The 16,730-nt window shown below is 71.6% G+C and carries 16 protein-coding genes; 9 read left to right on the forward strand and 7 right to left on the reverse strand.

What is annotated here, in order from left to right; translation table 11 throughout:
• Positions 1-53 precede the first annotated feature (53 nt).
• Together serB and CP980_RS25680 are read right to left on the reverse strand one after the other, a co-directional pair.
• The gene (gene serB / locus CP980_RS25675) at positions 54-1,253 is read right to left on the reverse strand and encodes a phosphoserine phosphatase SerB (RefSeq protein WP_132760544.1); all 1,200 of its coding nucleotides are present in this window, start codon (positions 1,251-1,253) and stop codon (positions 54-56) included.
• A gap of 229 nt (positions 1,254-1,482) precedes the next feature.
• Positions 1,483-3,042, reverse strand: a complete 1,560-nt coding sequence (locus CP980_RS25680; protein WP_150529173.1) for a streptophobe family protein — start codon at positions 3,040-3,042, stop codon at positions 1,483-1,485.
• A gap of 253 nt (positions 3,043-3,295) precedes the next feature.
• Between CP980_RS25680 and CP980_RS25685 the strand changes: the two genes are divergently transcribed.
• Positions 3,296-5,839, forward strand: a complete 2,544-nt coding sequence (locus tag CP980_RS25685) for an ABC transporter ATP-binding protein/permease (protein ID WP_132760542.1) — start codon at positions 3,296-3,298, stop codon at positions 5,837-5,839.
• Between the two features lie 99 nt (positions 5,840-5,938).
• Here the strand turns inward: CP980_RS25685 and CP980_RS25690 are convergent, their stop codons facing one another.
• Complete coding sequence (locus CP980_RS25690) at positions 5,939-6,652, reverse strand: transglycosylase SLT domain-containing protein (RefSeq protein WP_132760541.1); 714 nt, start codon at positions 6,650-6,652, stop codon at positions 5,939-5,941.
• Positions 6,653-7,139: 487 nt separating this feature from the next.
• Here CP980_RS25690 and CP980_RS25695 point away from each other — a divergent pair, with 487 nt between their 5' ends.
• From CP980_RS25695 to CP980_RS25705, 3 genes are all read left to right on the forward strand, one after another.
• Positions 7,140-8,270: a GAF domain-containing sensor histidine kinase gene (locus CP980_RS25695; protein WP_150530353.1), complete on the forward strand. Its 1,131-nt coding sequence runs from the start codon at positions 7,140-7,142 to the stop codon at positions 8,268-8,270.
• Positions 8,263-8,904 carry a response regulator gene (locus CP980_RS25700; RefSeq protein ID WP_132760540.1) on the forward strand — a complete coding sequence of 214 codons (642 nt, stop codon included), beginning with the start codon at positions 8,263-8,265 and terminating at the stop codon, positions 8,902-8,904. Before CP980_RS25695 ends, CP980_RS25700 begins: the two co-directional genes overlap by 8 nt.
• Positions 8,905-9,055: 151 nt before the next feature.
• Complete coding sequence (locus CP980_RS25705) at positions 9,056-9,301, forward strand: chaplin (RefSeq protein ID WP_099895814.1); 246 nt, start codon at positions 9,056-9,058, stop codon at positions 9,299-9,301.
• 92 nt (positions 9,302-9,393) lie between these two features.
• Here the strand turns inward: CP980_RS25705 and CP980_RS25710 are convergent, their stop codons facing one another.
• Positions 9,394-10,176: a hypothetical protein gene (locus CP980_RS25710; protein ID WP_132760539.1), complete on the reverse strand. Its 783-nt coding sequence runs from the start codon at positions 10,174-10,176 to the stop codon at positions 9,394-9,396.
• A gap of 144 nt (positions 10,177-10,320) precedes the next feature.
• On the opposite strand from CP980_RS25710, the gene CP980_RS25715 reads away from it, so the two are divergent.
• The 4 genes from CP980_RS25715 (at position 10,321) to CP980_RS25730 (ending at position 13,562) form a co-directional block, all read left to right on the forward strand.
• A complete protein-coding gene (locus CP980_RS25715; RefSeq protein WP_099893521.1) occupies positions 10,321-11,121 on the forward strand; it encodes an ABC transporter ATP-binding protein in 801 nt (266 codons plus the stop codon).
• Positions 11,122-11,176: 55 nt separating this feature from the next.
• On the forward strand, positions 11,177-11,605 hold the full coding sequence (locus CP980_RS25720) for an NfeD family protein (RefSeq protein WP_132760538.1): 429 nt from the start codon (positions 11,177-11,179) through the stop codon (positions 11,603-11,605).
• A gap of 94 nt (positions 11,606-11,699) precedes the next feature.
• Positions 11,700-12,686 (forward strand): SPFH domain-containing protein, encoded by a 987-nt coding sequence (locus CP980_RS25725; RefSeq protein WP_150529174.1) that lies wholly within the window; start codon positions 11,700-11,702, stop codon positions 12,684-12,686.
• Positions 12,687-12,791: 105 nt separating this feature from the next.
• Entirely contained in the window at positions 12,792-13,562 is a 771-nt protein-coding gene (locus CP980_RS25730; protein WP_150530354.1) for a sulfite exporter TauE/SafE family protein, read from the forward strand.
• Positions 13,563-13,622: 60 nt separating this feature from the next.
• On the opposite strand, the gene CP980_RS25735 is transcribed toward CP980_RS25730, so the two are convergent.
• The 3 genes from CP980_RS25735 to CP980_RS25745 form a co-directional block, all read right to left on the reverse strand.
• Positions 13,623-14,126, reverse strand: coding sequence for an HNH endonuclease (locus CP980_RS25735; RefSeq protein WP_099893524.1), 504 nt, complete (start codon positions 14,124-14,126; stop codon positions 13,623-13,625).
• 149 nt (positions 14,127-14,275) lie between these two features.
• Positions 14,276-14,809, reverse strand: a complete 534-nt coding sequence (locus CP980_RS25740) for a YbhB/YbcL family Raf kinase inhibitor-like protein (RefSeq protein WP_132760536.1) — start codon at positions 14,807-14,809, stop codon at positions 14,276-14,278.
• A gap of 65 nt (positions 14,810-14,874) precedes the next feature.
• Complete coding sequence (locus CP980_RS25745) at positions 14,875-15,657, reverse strand: sporulation protein (protein WP_099893526.1); 783 nt, start codon at positions 15,655-15,657, stop codon at positions 14,875-14,877.
• 111 nt (positions 15,658-15,768) lie between these two features.
• Here CP980_RS25745 and CP980_RS25750 point away from each other — a divergent pair, with 111 nt between their 5' ends.
• Entirely contained in the window at positions 15,769-16,410 is a 642-nt protein-coding gene (locus tag CP980_RS25750; RefSeq protein WP_150529175.1) for a DNA-3-methyladenine glycosylase, read from the forward strand.
• Positions 16,411-16,730 lie beyond the last annotated feature (320 nt).

A 16,730-nucleotide genomic window follows, 5' to 3' on the forward strand; every position in this document is an offset into this window, starting at 1 on the left:
ACGGGCCCCGGCGCGACCGATCCGCCGGGGCCCGTCCTCGTACGCGCGCGACCTCAGGTCAGGCCGGCGGCCTCGACCTCTTCGCGGGTGACCCCGAGCAGGTACAGCACCGCGTCCAGGAACGGCACGTTCACCGCCGTGTGCGCGGCCTCGCGCACCACCGGCTTCGCGTTGAACGCCACGCCCAGCCCGGCCGCGTTCAGCATGTCCAGGTCGTTGGCGCCGTCGCCGATCGCCACCGTCTGGGCCAGCGGTACGCCGGCCTCCGCGGCGAAGCGGCGCAGCAGCCGGGCCTTGCCCGCCCGGTCCACGATCTCGCCGGTGACCCGGCCGGTCAGCCGCCCGTCGACGATCTCCAGGGTGTTGGCCGAGGCGAAGTCCAGGCCCAGCCGCTCCTGCAGATCGTCCGTCACCTGAGTGAACCCGCCGGAGACCACACCCACCTGGTAGCCGAGCTGCTTGAGGGTGCGGATCAGGGTCCGGGCGCCCGGCGTGAGCCGCACCTCGGAGCGCACCTTGTCCACGACCGAGGCGTCCAGCCCGGCCAGCAGCTTCACGCGGGCGTGCAGCGACTGCTCGAAGTCCAGCTCGCCGCGCATGGCCCGCTCGGTCACCTCGGCGACCTCCGCCTCGCAGCCCGCGTGCGCGGCGAACAGCTCGATGACCTCGTCCTGGATCAGGGTCGAGTCCACGTCCATGACGACCAGGCGCTGGGCCCGGCGGTGCAGCCCGGCCGAGACCACGGCCACGTCCACGCCGATGTGCGAGGAGGCGGTGGCCAGCTCGGTGCGCAGCGGCTCGGTCTCCACACCGGAGACGGCGAACTCGACCGCGGTCACCGGGTACTTGGCGAGCCGGAAGATGCGGTCGATGTTGCCGCCGGTCGCGGTGATCCGGGAGGCGATGGCCGCCGTGGACTCGGCGGTCAGCGGATGCCCGAGCACGGTGACATGGGAACGGCCGCTGCCGCGCGGCCGGTTGTCGCCGGTGCCCGAGAGGATCTCGGCCTGGAGCTTCAGCGAGTCGGCCCAGCTGTGGACGGTGGCCCGCAGCTCGCCTTCGCCGCCGGAGGCGGGCTTGGTGACGAGGGCGCACAGGACGATGCGGCCACGGGTGACGACCTGCTCGATGTCGACGACGTCGACGGAGTAGGCGGCGAGGGTGTCGAACAGCCCGGCGGTGATCCCGGGACGGTCCTTGCCGAAGATCTTGACGAGGAGGGTGGGGACGTCGGAGGTCTGCGAAGCGCTCATGGTGCCCTCACCGTATCTTCCCGTCCCACATGCTCGGACCCCTGTCCCACCTGCCGGAACCATTTTCCGGCGCCGGGGCCTGCGCCGCCGCTGATCGCAGGTGCCCGGGGGGCGGCGGGGGAGTGGCGGCGGGGTGAATGCGGGCCTGCCGCGAGGTGTCGGGGGTCCTCGGGCCGGCGCGGTGGCCGAGCGTGTTCGATTCGGTACGCCCCGTCCCCTTTCCGCCGCCTCAGCCCGCAGGCCCCAGCGGTGGCGGCGGGGGAGGGGGCGGCGGCGGGGTGAACGGCGGGCGCGGGCGCGGCGCCGGGTGCCCGGAGGGCCTGCGCGGCGGCCGGGTGACGGTGACGTCCCAGGATCCGTCCGGCTCGGGGTCGGGAAACCGCTGCGGCCCATCGCCCGGACGGGGGTACGGGAACGGCGCCCCCGGCGGGGGCCGGTGCGGCCGCGCGGGCGCGCCGGGAGCCGGTCCGCCCGCCCCCGCCCCTCCCGCCCCGGCCCCCGGCACCGGCCACCGCACCGCCGGACGCCGCCGTCGCGCCAGCAGGGCACCCGCCCCGCCCGCCACCGCACCCCAGACCGCCCCCAGCAGCAGCGCGTACAGCACGTCGCCCCGCAGCTCCACCCCGGCGTCCAGCACATCCGTGCCGGGCACCGACAGCGACGGCCCGCCGGGGGGACCCCCGGCCGACACCCGGGTCAGCAGGGCCAGCGCCGCCAGCGCCACCCCGGTCACGGCCGACAGCCGCACCGCGCACTGCGCGATCCCGCGCCCGGGAGTCCGTACGGCGGCCGGCACACCGGCGCAGAGCAGCAGCAGCGCCGCTCCCGCGACCAGCAGCCAGACCCGCCCGTCGTACTCCGCGAGCCGGCCCACCGTCACCGGCTCCCGCGCCGCCACCCCCAGCAGATCGTCCAGCGGATCCGGCAGCAGCCGGCCCGGGGCGCCCGTGACCCGGCCGTCGAAGGGTACGAACAGCCCCAGCAGCACCCCGGTCCAGGCCCCGTTCGGCGCTCCCAGCAGGGCGGCGCCCAGCACCCGCCCCGGATGCCCGTCGACCGCCGCCGCCCACACGGCGGCCGCCAGCGCGGCCACCACCGCCACCAGCAGGGCCGTCACCAGCGCCGACACCGCGGGCCGCAGCCGTGCGAAGGCCGCGGGCCCCCGCCGCGAAGCCAGCAGCGCCACCGCCAGGACGGACAGCGCCCACACCCCCGCGCCCAGCAGGGTCGGCCCGGACTCCACCGAGAAGCCCAGGCGGGTCCGGCCGTCGACGAGGTCCCCCACGCGGTCCGGGAGCAGCCCGCCGATGTCCCCGATCCCGGGGACCACCACCTTCGGCGGCGCGGTCGCCGGCAGCCGCGGCCCGTCCAGGGTGACCACGCCGTGCCCGGCCCGGGCCAGTCCGCCCGCCGCGGCGACGAGCAGCGCCGCCACCACGCCCGCACGGGCGGCCAGTTCCCCGCGGGGCGCCCCGGGCCGGAGCGAGCGCAGGAAGATCCGGGCCAGTACCAGCGCCCCGGCCAGTCCCACCCCCAACGGCATGACCTCCAGCGAGGACGTGGCCGCGGGCCCGGGGACCCCGAGGACCGACACGTCCCCCGACGGGGTCACCGTGCCGCCGATCGCGAGCACCACCGCCGCCGCGGTCATCGCCCCGAGCGAGCCTCCCGTGGCGTCGGCGCCCAGCAGACGGAGCCCGAGGGCGGAGACCGCGGCCATGGTGACGAGGGCCCAGCCGGTGGCGGCGATGCCCGACAGCAGCACATCCCCCCAGCGAATGCGGCGCATGCGTACCCCCGGTGCGTGTCGAGCGTGCGAGCCGAGCCGGACGGGGTCGGGCAGGGCGAGAAGTCCCGTATCTCACTCTCCGGGTGACTTTCGCCCCCGTCAACGGGCAGACGTAGACGCCCCGGCAAGACCCCGATTCCACATGTGGCCCCAGGCCTGAAATAGTTCCCCCGGATGTTCGCCATCCCTAGACTCCCTGACGTCGGACTCCCTGGCGTCAGGGGGATTCTCGGGGGACTTAAGTGGGGCTGGAGTGCCGGAACTCGTACTGGAATTGAATGGAAGGACCTGGACGCTCGATCCGTCCAGGTCGTACTCGTTGGGGCGTGACCCCCAGGGAGACGTGGTCATCGACGACGCCCGGGTGTCGTGGCGGCACGCCACCATCGCCTGGAACGGCCGGGGTTGGGGCATCGAGGACCACGGCAGCACCAACGGGACCTACGTGCGCGGCGCGCGGGTCCAGCAGACCGAGCTCGTGCCCGGCACACCCGTGTACCTGGGCAACGCCACCGACGGGCCGCGGCTGAATCTGAGCGCCGCCGCCGCGCCGCAGCAGGCCGTACCGCAGCAGGCCGCTCCCGCCTACCAGGCTCCGGCGCCCGCCTACCAGGCCCCGGCCCAGCAGGCCGCCCCGGCGTACCAGGCCCCGGCCCAGGCGCAGGCCCAGCCGGCGCAGCAGCAGGCCTGGCAGCAGCCGCAGCAGGCCGCCGCCCACCAGCAGCAGCACCAGCAGGCGCAGCAGCCTCATGTCCCGCAGCAGCAGCACGCGGCCCCCGCCTACGGCGGTGACCGCAGCCCCACCACGTTCCACCAGATCGCCGTCGGCCGCGTCATGCGCATCGGCCGCGCGCTGGAGAACGAGCTGGTCGTCTCGGACCTCCAGGTCTCCCGCCTCCACGCGGAGTTCCGCTCCACCGGCGGCCGCTTCGAGATCCACGACCTCGGCAGCCACAACGGCACGTACGTCAACGGCCAGCCGTTGCCCAAGTCCGGCACCGCGCTCCTCGGCCCGAACGACATCGTCGGCGTCGGCCACTCGACGTTCCGGATCGTCGGCGACCGGCTGGAAGAGTTCGTCGACACCGGTGACGTCTCCTTCTCGGCCCGCCACCTCACGGTCACGGTCGACGGCGGCAAGCAGATCCTCAAGGACGTCACCTTCGGCGTCCCGGAGAAGTCGCTCATCGGCGTCATCGGCCCCTCCGGCTCCGGAAAGTCCACGCTGCTCAAGGCGCTGACCGGCTACCGGCCCGCCAACGAGGGCGACGTCCTCTACGACAACCGCAACCTGTACAAGCAGTTCGCGGAGCTCCGCCAGCGCATCGGCCTGGTCCCGCAGGACGACATCCTGCACAAGGAGCTGAAGGTCAGCACGGCCCTCAAGTACGCGGCCAAGCTGCGCTTCCCCGGCGACACCGCCGAGGCCGAGCGCGCCGCCCGCATCGACGAGGTGCTGCGCGAGCTCAAGCTGGACATCCACAAGGACAAGAAGATCACCTCGCTCTCGGGCGGTCAGCGCAAGCGCGTGTCCGTGGCCCTGGAGCTCCTCACCAAGCCCTCGCTGATCTTCCTGGACGAGCCGACCTCCGGCCTCGACCCGGGCATGGACCGCGACGTCATGCAGCTGCTGCGCGGCCTCGCCGACGACGGCCGCACGGTCCTCGTCGTCACCCACTCCGTGGCCGAGCTGTCGCTGTGCGACAAGCTGCTGGTCATGGCCCCGGGCGGTTCGGTCGCGTACTTCGGCCCGCCGGACGAGGCGCTGAACTTCTTCGGCTACAGCACGTGGGCGGACGTCTTCTCGGCCTTCGAGAACTACCGCGACTACGACTGGGCCGGCCGCTGGAAGGGCTCGCAGCACTACCAGCTGTACGCCGCCGACCTCGACGCGGTCGCCCCCCAGCAGGTCGCGATGCCCCCGATGCAGCAGATGATGCCGCCGAAGGCGCAGGGCTGGGGCGACCAGCTGTGGACGCTGATCCGCCGCTACGTCTCGGTGATCGCCTCCGACAAGGGCTTCATGGCCCTGATGCTGATCCTGCCCGCGGTCCTCGGCGTGGTCTCGACGGTCATCCCCGCGACCTTCGGCCTCGCGCCGCCGAAGCCGCCGTCCCGGTTCAACGGCGACGCCGGCACGATCATGCTGATCCTCTGCGTGGGCATGTGCTTCTCGGGCGCCGCGAACTCGGTCCGTGAGCTGATCAAGGAACGGGTCATCTACGAGCGCGAGCGCGCCACGGGTCTGTCCCGGTCGGCGTACCTCATGTCCAAGGTGATCGTCCTCGGCTTCATCACGGCCATCCAGGGCGTGGTCATCTGCGCCATCGGCTTCGCCCCGCGCGACCTGCCCACCGAGGGCCTGCTCATGCCGCCGGCCGTCGAGCTCTGCCTCTCGGTCACCGCGCTCGGCTTCACCTCGATGATGTTCGGCCTCGTGATCTCCTCGCTGGTCAAGACCGCCGAGAAGACCATGCCGCTGCTGGTCATGTTCGCGATCGTCCAGGTCGTCTTCACCGGCATCCTCTTCCAGGTCTACGACTCGCCGGGCCTGGAGCAGTTCGCCTGGCTGATGCCCTCGCGCTGGGCGGTCGCCGCCTCGGGCACCACGCTCGACCTCGGCAAGCTCATGCCGCCGTGGGACCAGGAGAACCCGACCAACACCGACCCGCTGTGGGAGCACTCCATCGCGCAGTGGGGCGTGAACATCACGATCCTGCTGCTCATCGGTGTGGCCTGCGGTTTCGCGGTGCAGAAGCTGCTGCGCCGCCACGAGCCCGAGGTCATGCGCAACTAGCCGGCCCGGGCCCCGCCCACCCGTACGAACGCCTCAGGGCGGCATCCCGGATACCGGGGTGCCGCCCTGAGGCGCACGGGGGGTCGCTACGCAGGTGCCTCAGTAGGCGCTGTTGACGTTGTCGATCGAGCCGTAACGGTCGGCGGCGTAGTTGGCCGCGGCGACGATGTTGGCGACCGGGTGGTACTGGTCCAGCGGGGTGCCGGGGACGTGGTACGCGAGGAAGGTCGGCTTGATGACCTGGAGCAGGCCCTTCGAGGGGATGCCGTTCTGGGCGTTGATGTCCCAGTTGTTGATCGCCCGCGGGTTGCCGCTCGACTCGCGCATGATGTTCTTGTACAGGCCGTTGTACGTGCCCGGAATCTTGTGCGCCTTCATGATCGCCAGCGACTCCTTGATCCAGCCGTCAAGGTTGTTCGCGTAGACCGGCTTGCGGACGGTGGAGCGGCTGGCGGCCGCCTTCGCCTCGCGGTCCTTCTTCGCCTTGGCCTCGGCGTCGGCCTTCGCCTTCGCGGCGTCCGCCTTCGCCTTGGCGGCGACGGCCTTGGCCTTGATCGCGGCCTCGACCTTCGCGGCGTCGGTGGCCAGCTTGGACTGGGTACCGAGGTGCTGCACGGTCTTGGACTGGACACCCTCGACAGCCTGGGTCCACGCCACGGGGGCGGCGGTCACGGTCGTACCGGCGTCGGCGGAGCCGGCGGGGACGACGGTGGCGGCCAGGGCGGCGGCGCCGATGGTGGCGAACGCGGCGAAGGACATCTTCTGCGCCTTCGTCAGACGACGACTGTGGCCGGGGGTGCTGGTCTTGGACATGCGTAGCAACCTCTTCGAATCGGGGGGCCGCAGGAAAGCGCCGCTCGGATCCGGGATCCGCGGCGCTGTGCGACGGGAGCAATTCTTAGCGGCGGCAAAATCGCCTGGCAAAGGTGTGACGTACGATGCCGCTTAGTGGATCAGGGGGCGCCGACGGGCCCGGAATTCCGGGCCGGGCGCTAGGCGCGGCAGTGCTGACACGGCCTTTATGCGTCCACTAGGCGCCTTCGTAAGTGACGTGGGTCCTATGCGCGGGCTCACATCGACCGCGTAACGGTCTCACCAAGCGTTGCTACAGCAATGCATTCTGTAACGGAATTCTCCACCTTGAGGACCACGACCCCGCCCCTACCCTCATCCCCGGTGCGGAGACGGACCCCCCGGCCCCCTCCCCGAGGAGGAGGACACACCGCCCCCCGCCCTAGGGCCCGAGCCCGATCCCGCAGGTCAGAGCCGCGAGTACGGTGAGGCCATGACTGGTAGTCCCGTGTTCGGCGGCCCCCGCGGCGGCCTCGCCGCCGTCAGCACCGCGCTGCTCGCCATGAGCCGCCGGCTGGAGGTCCGCGACGTCCTGCGCACGATCGTCGTCTCCGCCCGCGAGCTGCTCGACGCCGAGTACGCGGCCCTGGGCGTCCCGGACGACCACGGCGGCTTCGCCCAGTTCGTCGTGGACGGCATCAGCGAGGAGCAGTGGCGCCGGATCGGCCCCCTGCCCCGCCAGCACGGCATCCTCGCCGCGATGCTCCACCAGGACGGCCCCGAGCGACTGGCCGACGTACGCGAGGACCCCCGCTTCGAAGGCTGGCCCCCCGCCCACCCCGAGATGTCCGACTTCCTCGGCCGGCCCGTCCGTGACGGCGAGGAGACCCTCGGCGCCCTCTTCCTCGCCAACAAGAGGAGCCCCGGCGGCTTCACCGAGGAGGACGAGGAGCTCCTCGCCCTCCTCGCCCAGCACGCCGCGATCGCCCTCACCAACGCCCGGCTCTACGAGCGCAGCCGCGAGCTCACCATCGCCGAGGAGCGCTCCCGCCTCGCCCACGAGCTGCACGACGCCGTCGCCCAGAAGCTCTTCTCGCTGCGCCTCACCGCCCAGGCCGCCGCCGCCCTCGTCGACCGCGACCCCGCCCGCGCCAAGGGCGAGCTCCAGCAGGTCGCCGCCCTCGCCGCCGAGGCCGCCGACGAGCTGCGCTCCGCCGTGACCGAGCTCCGCCCGGCCGGCCTCGACGAGGACGGCCTGGTCGCCACCCTCCGCGACCAGATCCACGTACTCGACCGCGCCCACACCGCACACGTCACCTTCGCCTGTGACGGCGTACGGGCCCTCCCGGCGACCCAGGAGGAGGCGCTGCTCCGCGTCGCCCAGGAGGCCCTCCACAACGCCCTGCGGCACTCCGGCGGCGACCGCGTCGAGGTCGCCCTCGCCCGCCGGGCCGCCGGAGCGGTCCTGACCGTCACGGACAACGGAAGGGGCTTCTCCCCCTCCTCCGTCCGCGCGGCCGGACGCCACCTCGGCCTCGTCTCCATGCGGGACAGGGCCGGCGGCGTCGGCGGCCGCCTCACCGTGCACTCGGAGCCCGGTACGGGCACCACGATCGAGATGGAGGTCCCCGGTGGCTGACACGCCCATCCGCGTCCTGTTGGTGGACGACCACCAGGTGGTCCGCCGCGGCCTGCGCACGTTCCTGGAGGTCCAGGACGACATCGAGGTGGTCGGGGAGGCCGCCGACGGGGACGAGGGCGTGACCCGCGCCGAGGAGCTGCGGCCCGACGTGATCCTGATGGACGTCAAGATGCCGGGCACCGACGGCATCGAGGCCCTGCGCAGGCTGCGCGCGCTGGCGAACCCGGCGCGGGTGCTGATCGTCACCAGCTTCACCGAGCAGCGGACCGTGGTCCCGGCCCTGCGGGGCGGCGCCGCCGGGTACGTCTACAAGGACATCGACCCCGAGGCGCTCGCCGGGGCCATCCGCTCCGTCCACGCCGGGCACGTACTGCTCCAGCCCGAGGTGGCCGACGCCCTGCTCTCCCAGGAGGGACCCCCCTCGCCCGGCCGGGCCGGCTCCCTGACCGAGCGGGAGCGGGAAGTGCTGTCCCTGATCGCGGACGGCCGGTCCAACCGGGAGATCGCCCGCGCGCTCGTCCTGTCCGAGAAGACGGTCAAGACGCACGTCTCCAACATCCTCATGAAGCTGGACCTCGCGGACCGCACGCAGGCCGCGTTGTGGGCGGTCAGGCACGGGATCACGGACTGAACCCGGGCAGCGGCGGTCCGTCCCGCTCCGATCGCGGATTCATACGGTCGGGTGGATGTCGCCCACATGGCGTATCCCGTTCATCCGATGACCGTTCTTCATGACGTGCCGCGGCGGCTGGCCGCGGCAGACGTACTGGAGGACGAAGAACGTGAAGAACATCAAGAAGGCCACTGCCGTCACCGTGATCGCAGGCGGCCTCCTTGCCGCGGGTGCCGGAGTCTCCTCGGCGCACGGCGGTGCGTCGGCCGAGGGCCAGGCCGTGGGCTCGCCCGGCGTCGTCTCCGGGAACCAGGTCCAGGTCCCCGTCCACGTCCCCGTGAACGTGGTCGGCAACGCGGTCACCGTGATCGGCCTGCTGAACGGCGCCTGGGGCAACACCGGCGTGAACGCCTGACCCGCCCCGCCCACCGGCCCCGCTTCCCCCACCTCTCCCCGGGAAGCGGGGCCGCGGCGCGTCCGGCCCCGTGCCGGGCCCGGGCCCGCCTTTCAGCCCCGCTCGCGCTCCTCGACCGCCGCGTTGTACGCCGCGACCAGCGCGCGCCGGGCCACCCGCTCCACCGGCCGCAGCGCCTCCGCCCGCGCCGCCATCTCCGAGGCGGCCACGGCCCCGCCCGGCCCGTGCTCGTACGCCAGCGACACCAGCAGGTCCACCCGCTGCGCGAGCGCCAGCACCCGCACCGCCCGCGGCGGGTACCCCGGCGCCAGCACCTCGCGCCCGGCGTCCGCCCGTGCCCGGTACGCCGACAGCGCGGCCTCCGCCACCGGACCCGACCCCGCCACGTCCAGCCGGGTCAGCACCACCGTCGCCTCGCGCAGCGCCTCCGCCAGCTCCCGCTCCGCCTCGCCCAGCGAGGGCACGTCCGCCGGCGGGGCCTCCCGTACCGGCAGGCAGTGCCACGTCACCGAGACGTGGACGTCCCCGGCCGGCCCCGCCTCGGCCACCTCCGGCACCAGACCCAGCGCCGCGCCCACCGCGACCACCGCCTCCTCGGCCTCCAGCGCCCGCGCGTTGAACTCCGGGGGCCCGCTCAGCCCCAGCGGATGCCCCGGCGCCGGCAGGGCGACCCGCAACCCGGTCACCCCCAGTGCCCGCAGCCGGCCGAGCGCCAGCGTCAGGCCCACCGGACCCGATTCGCCCGGCAGCCCTTCCACCCGGTGCACGGCGTCCTCGCCCACGATCGACAACACGGCCTCGTCGGGCGAGACCAAACCGGCCAGCAGTGCGTTCCCCCAGGCGGCCAACCGCCCTGAACGTGGTTCGAAAAGCATCCCCCCACTTTACGGATCACCCCGGATCGGCCCGCGCGGCCAACCTGGCGCCCGGACCCCTCGCCGAGTGGCGTAGGTTTTCCCCTGGGGCTGCGCCTACCGGTGCACAGACGAACCGAGACTGCAAGGGGAGACAACACGCTCATGAGCGATGTTCTGGAGCTGGTGGACGTATCCGTGGTCCGCGAGGGCCGGGCTCTGGTGGACCAGGTCTCCTGGTCGGTGAAGGAGGGGGAGCGCTGGGTGATCCTCGGCCCCAACGGCGCCGGCAAGACCACGCTGCTGAACCTCGCCTCCAGCTACCTCTTCCCCACCAAGGGCGCCGCCACCATCCTCGGCAGCACCCTCGGCAAGCCCGGCAGCGACGTCTTCGAGCTGCGCCCGCGCATCGGCGTCGCCGGCATCGCGCTCGCCGACAAGCTCCCCAAGCGCCAGACCGTGCTCCAGACCGTCCTCACCGCCGCGTACGGCATGACGGCGACCTGGCAGGAGGAGTACGAGGAGATCGACGAGCAGCGCGCCCTCGCCTTCCTCGACCGCCTCGGCATGACCGACTACCTCGACCGGAAGTTCGGCACCCTCTCCGAGGGCGAGCGCAAGCGCACCCTGATCGCCCGCGCCCTGATGACCGACCCCGAGCTCCTCCTGCTCGACGAGCCCGCCGCCGGCCTCGACCTCGGCGGCCGCGAGGACCTCGTGCGCCGCCTCGGCCGCCTCGCCCGCGACCCGCTCGCGCCGTCCATGGCGATGGTCACGCACCACGTCGAGGAGATCGCCCCCGGCTTCACCCACGTCCTGATGATCCGCCAGGGCAAGGTCGTCACCGCGGGCCCGATCGACCTGGAGCTGACCTCGCGCAACCTCTCGCTGTGCTTCGGCCTCCCCCTGGTCGTCGAGCGCAACGACAGCGACCGCTGGACCGCCCAGGGCCTCCCGCTGCGCTAGTAACGGGGCGATCGCACCCTGTCCCGACCGCGCCCGCCCCACCTACCATGACCATGTGAACATCGACGCGTGGCTTTGGTGGCTCATCGGCGCGGTCGGACTGGGCATCCCCCTCGTCCTGACGGCGATGCCCGAGTTCGGCATGTTCGCCGTCGGCGCGGTCGCGGCCGCCGTCACCGCGGCCTTCGGCGGGGGAGCGGTCGCCCAGGTCCTCGTCTTCGTGATCGTGTCGGTGGCGCTCATCGCCGTCGTCCGCTCTATCGCCAACCACCATCGCGAACAGCGCCCCCAACACCGCACCGGAATCGACGCGTTGAAGGGCAGGAGCGCACTCGTCCTCGAACGCGTCGACGGCAGCGGAGGCCGGATCAAACTCGCCGGCGAGATCTGGTCCGCCCGCACCCTCGACGCGGACAGCAGCTTCGAACCGGGCCAGCAGGTGGACGTCGTGGAGATCGACGGGGCCACTGCGATCGTCATGTGAGCTTCTGATCAAAGCAGCCGACCCGCGGCCCCGGGGTCTGCGAGACTCCGCTCAACGGGGCAGCACAGACAGCCGGAAGGGCACGGGGAACCGCATGCAACCGATCATCATCGTCCTGATCATTCTGGTGGTTCTGGTCTTCATCGCACTGGTCAAGACGATCCAGGTGATCCCGCAGGCCAGCGCCGCCATCGTCGAACGCTTCGGCCGCTACACGCGCACCCTCAACGCGGGCCTCAACATCGTCGTCCCGTTCATCGACTCGATCCGCAACCGCATCGACCTGCGCGAGCAGGTCGTCCCGTTCCCGCCGCAGCCGGTCATCACCCAGGACAACCTGGTCGTCAACATCGACACGGTCATCTACTACCAGGTGACCGACGCGCGGGCCGCTACGTACGAGGTCGCCAGCTACATCCAGGCCATCGAGCAGCTCACCGTCACCACCCTGCGCAACATCATCGGCGGCATGGACCTGGAGCGGACCCTGACCTCCCGCGAGGAGATCAACGCGGCCCTGCGCGGAGTCCTCGACGAGGCAACCGGCAAGTGGGGCATCCGCGTCAACCGCGTCGAGCTCAAGGCGATCGAGCCGCCGACCTCCATCCAGGACTCGATGGAGAAGCAGATGCGCGCCGACCGCGACAAGCGCGCAGCGATCCTCCAGGCCGAGGGTGTCCGGCAGTCCGAGATCCTGCGGGCCGAGGGTGAGAAGCAGTCCTCCATCCTGCGCGCCGAAGGTGAGGCCAAGGCCGCCGCACTGAAGGCCGAGGGCGAGGCGCAGGCCATCCGTACGGTCTTCGAATCCATCCACGCCGGAGACGCCGACCAGAAGCTCCTCGCCTACCAGTACCTCCAGATGCTCCCGAAGATCGCCGAAGGCGACGCCAACAAGCTCTGGATCGTGCCCAGCGAGATCGGAGACGCCCTCAAGGGCCTCTCGGGAGCCATGGGCAACTTCGGCCCCATGGGCGGAGGTTCGGGCTTCAACCCGCAGAACACCGGCAAGGACGGCGGCGACGGCACCGGCGCCGCCGACAAGGCCGCCGCCGAGCGCCGCGAGCAGCCCCCCATCGACTGACCGGCCCGTCCCCTCCTGCATGATCAGTGAGGCCCCTCGACCTTCATGGCGGGGAGGCGACTCACTCATGCAAAGGGGATGGCTCCGTCCATGTCTCTGCTCTCCATGTCCCCCTGGGAATCGCTCGCGGTGTTCGCGGCCGGCGTCGGCGCCGGCACGATCAACACCATCGTCGGCTCCGGCACCCTCATCACCTTCCCGGTGCTGCTCGCCACCGGACTCCCGCCGGTCACCGCCAACGTGTCCAACACCCTCGGCCTGGTGCCCGGCGCCGTCAGCGGAGCCATCGGCTACCGCAAGGAGCTCCAGGGCCAGCGCGCCCGCATCATGCGGCTCGGCGCCGTCTCCCTCGTCGGGGGGCTCGCCGGCGCCGTCCTGCTCGTCACCCTGCCGTCGGACTCCTTCGACACGATCGTGCCGATCCTCATCGCGGTCGCCCTCGTGCTCGTCGTCCTCCAGCCCCGGCTCGCCGCAGCCCTGCGCAGGCGCCAGGAAGCCACCGGCACGGAGCCCGGACACCCCGACGGCGGCTCGGCCCTGCTCACCGGGATGCTGCTCTCCAGCGCGTACGGGGGCTACTTCGGCGCAGCCCAGGGCGTGCTCTACGTCGGGCTGATGGGCCTGCTGCTCCACGAGGAACTGCAACGCATCAACGCCGTCAAGAACGTCCTCGCCGCCCTCGTCAACGGCATCGCGGCCGTCTTCTTCCTCTTCGTCGCCGAGTTCGACTGGACGGCCGTGCTGCTGATCGCCGTCGGCTCCACCCTCGGCGGCCAGATCGGCGCCAAGGTCGGCCGCCGCCTGTCCCCGACCGTGCTCCGCGCGGTCATCGTCGTGGTCGGCGTGATCGCCATCGTCCAGTTGCTGCTCCGCTGAGCGACGTACGGGAAATACGTCGCCCAGCGCAGGTACCCACGACGGCGAGCGCCCCGCGTACTAGGCGGAACGCTCCAGCCACTCCGGCAGGACGTCCTGCCCGCCGACCCCCAGGGCCAGCAGCATGGCGTCCGCCGGAGACGGCACGAAGGGCTTGCGCAGGAGCGGCATCCCCGCCTCCTCCGGAGTCCGGGCCGCCTTGCGGTGGTTGTCCTCGGCACAGGAGGCCACCGTGTTCAGCCACGTGTCCCCACCACCCTGCGCCCGCGGCAGTACGTGGTCCACGGTCGTCGCGCGCTTCCCGCAGTACGCGCAACGGTGCTGGTCCCGGACCAGCACCCCCCTCCGCGACCAGGGAGCATGTCTTCGGAACGGCACCCGTACGTACCGGCACAGCCTGATCACCCGGGGCAGCGGAAGATCCATGGAGGCACCGCGCACACGCAGTTCGGGGTGCGACTGCTCGACCACGGCCTTGTCCTGAAGGACCAGGACCACAGCCCGGTTCAGCGTCACCGTCGACAGCGGCTCGAAGCTCGCATTCAGCACCAGCGTGTCCCGCATCTCGCCCACCTCCCGTGTGCAGGCCCGCGACCACACCGGCGGCAGGGCCCGCAACCACTCTGGCCGCGCGCGCCACGCGGGACAACGCAATAAAAATGCCCGGTCCTGGTCGCCTTTAGACCAGGACCGGGCAAACGCACGGCGAACGATCAGCCCGCGGGGGCCTCGTACTCACCGATCAGCTGCGCCCGTCCCAACGAGTGGAACCGCAGATTGAATCCGACGACCGCCGGCGAGGCGTCCGCACCGGGACCCAGCTTCTCCTGGTCCACCGCGTACACGGTGAACACGTAGCGGTGCCGCTCCCCGGCCGGCGGAGCCGCCCCGCCGAAGTCCCGCGTGCCGTAGTCGTTCCGTACGTGCACGGCCCCGGCGGGCAGCCCCTCGAACTTCCCGCTGCCCGCCCCCGCCGGCAGCTCGGTGACCGACGCGGGCAGATCGAAGAGCACCCAGTGCCAGAAGCCGCTGCCCGTCGGGGCATCCGGGTCGAAGCACGTCACGGCGAAGCTCTTCGTCCCTTCCGGGAAACCCTCCCACCGCAGGTGCGGGGAGACGTTGCCGCCCTTCAGCACCTGGGCGTCACCCAGCTCACCACCGGGTTCGAGATCCGCGCTCTCCACGGAGAACGCGTGCACCCGGGGGTGGAAATCGTGGGGAAGGGGCGCCCTGTTCTGCTCGGCCACTGCTGAACCTCCTGATCGCGAACCAGTACGGGTGCCGGCAGCGGAACGCCGGCACCCGGCCGAGCCTAGAACCAGTTGCGCTGCGAACCCACGGACGCGATCCACTGGTTGAGGTACGCCGCCCAGTCGGTCCCCTGGTACGACTGCAGCCCCACCTGGAAGCAGCGGTAGGTGTCGCTGCCCTCGGAGAACAGCCCCGACTTCTTGTCCATCTCCAGCACGACGTCCATCTCACGGCCGTCCGAGACGAAGGTCAGCTCGACCTGGTTCAGCCCGCGGTACTGCGACGGCGGCAGGAACTCGATCTCCTGGTAGAACGGCAGCGTCTGGCGGGTCCCGCGGATGTGCCCGCGCTCCATGTCCGCGCTGCGGAAGCTGAAGCCCAGCTGACGGAAGGCGTCGAGGATCGCCTGCTGCGCCGGCACCGGGTGCACGTTGATCGGGTCGAGGTCGCCGGCGTCCACCGCGCGCGCGATCTCCAGCTCCGTGCTGACCCCGATGTTCATCCCGTGCAGGTGCTGGCCCCCGAAGTGGGTGATCGGCGTCTCCCACGGGATCTCCAGACCGAACGGCACCACGTGCAGGGCGCCCGCCTGCACCTGGAAGGCACCGCCGAGGCGCTGCTTGGTGAAGACGATGTCCTGCTTGTACTCCTGGTCGTTCCCCTCCACCTCCACCCGCGCCTGGAGACCGACCGACAGGCCCTCGATCTGCTGCTCCACGGAACCGCCCTGGATGCGGACCTCGCCCTGGACGATCCCGCCCGGCACGACGTTCGGCTCGGTGATGATCGTGTCCACCGAAGCACCGCCGGCACCCAGCGCCGCGAACAGCTTCTTGAACCCCATGCTCTGACTCCCCTTGAAGGCTCGTGCGACTACCGCTTACGAGTACACCCTGACAAACGCGGAACCTTAGGCCCCGGTTGCAGGTCCACGCGTTGGACTACGCTCGACCGGATGAGCGCGCGCCCCGACCGTACGCCCCTGGCCCGGTCCTTCTTCGACCGGCCGGTCCTCACCGTGGCCCCGGACCTCCTCGGCCGGATCCTGGTCCGCCGTACCCCCGAGGGCCCCATGGAACTGCGCATCACGGAGGTGGAGGCGTACGAGGGGGAGGCCGACCCGGGCTCCCACGCCTACCGCGGCCGCACCCAGCGCAACGCGTCGATGTTCGGTCCGCCCGGACACGCGTACGTGTACTTCATCTACGGGATGTGGTTCAGCCTGAACCTCGTGTGCGGTCCGCCGGGGCACGCGAGCGGGGTGCTGCTGCGCGCGGGCGAGATCACCGTGGGCGCGGATCTGGCTCGCAAACGTCGGCTTTCAGCCAGAAGCGACCGAGAACTGGCCAAAGGCCCGGCCCGGCTGGCCACCGCTCTGTCGGTCGACCGCTCCCTGGACGGCACCGACCTCTGTGACGGCCCCGATTCCCCCCTGGCACTCCTGACGGGCACCGCCACCTCGTCCGACCTGGTGAGCAACGGTCCGCGCACGGGAGTCGGCGGCGCCGGCGCGGATCACCCGTACCGCTACTGGATCACGCACGACCCCACGGTGAGCCCGTACCGACCCCATGCGCCACGCCGCCGTTCAACTTGACTCCACCTTGGCGGACGCCTAACGTAGCCCGAGCCGCTTGAACGGGGCACTGCCATCAGCAGACCTCCGGGGCGGCCAACCCACTACCTACGACGTTCCCCTGGCGGGGTCGATTTCGGCGTGCCCGAATTCGAATCCGGTGGCTCGATTATGAGTCGCAAGGGATAAGCGCTAAAGTGGTGGAACGCCGAAAGGCAAAGGCCCCCAACGGCCGCCGAATTCAAATCCGAGTCGGAAACGACGAGGAAATGATCTGGTAGAGTTGGAAACGAAGAACGAAAGCCCGGAGGAAAGCCCCAGTAAGTGTTACTGCGGGTGAG

Origin of the sequence: Streptomyces vinaceus, assembly GCF_008704935.1 — a bacterium.
Lineage (GTDB): Bacteria > Actinomycetota > Actinomycetes > Streptomycetales > Streptomycetaceae > Streptomyces > Streptomyces vinaceus.

Excerpts from the sequence above, each read along its gene's own strand:
- CP980_RS25725 (WP_150529174.1), top strand. The coding sequence starts at position 11,700 with ATGCAACCGATCATCATCGTCCTGATCATTCTGGTGGTTCTGGTCTTC.
- CP980_RS25710 (WP_132760539.1), bottom strand. The coding sequence starts at position 10,176 with ATGCTTTTCGAACCACGTTCAGGGCGGTTGGCCGCCTGGGGGAACGCA.
- CP980_RS25690 (WP_132760541.1), bottom strand. The coding sequence starts at position 6,652 with ATGTCCAAGACCAGCACCCCCGGCCACAGTCGTCGTCTGACGAAGGCG.
- CP980_RS25680 (WP_150529173.1), bottom strand. The coding sequence starts at position 3,042 with ATGCGCCGCATTCGCTGGGGGGATGTGCTGCTGTCGGGCATCGCCGCC.
- CP980_RS25715 (WP_099893521.1), top strand. The coding sequence starts at position 10,321 with ATGAGCGATGTTCTGGAGCTGGTGGACGTATCCGTGGTCCGCGAGGGC.
- CP980_RS25735 (WP_099893524.1), bottom strand. The coding sequence starts at position 14,126 with ATGCGGGACACGCTGGTGCTGAATGCGAGCTTCGAGCCGCTGTCGACG.
- CP980_RS25750 (WP_150529175.1), top strand. The coding sequence starts at position 15,769 with ATGAGCGCGCGCCCCGACCGTACGCCCCTGGCCCGGTCCTTCTTCGAC.
- CP980_RS25745 (WP_099893526.1), bottom strand. The coding sequence starts at position 15,657 with ATGGGGTTCAAGAAGCTGTTCGCGGCGCTGGGTGCCGGCGGTGCTTCG.
- serB (WP_132760544.1), bottom strand. The coding sequence starts at position 1,253 with ATGAGCGCTTCGCAGACCTCCGACGTCCCCACCCTCCTCGTCAAGATC.
- CP980_RS25730 (WP_150530354.1), top strand. The coding sequence starts at position 12,792 with ATGTCCCCCTGGGAATCGCTCGCGGTGTTCGCGGCCGGCGTCGGCGCC.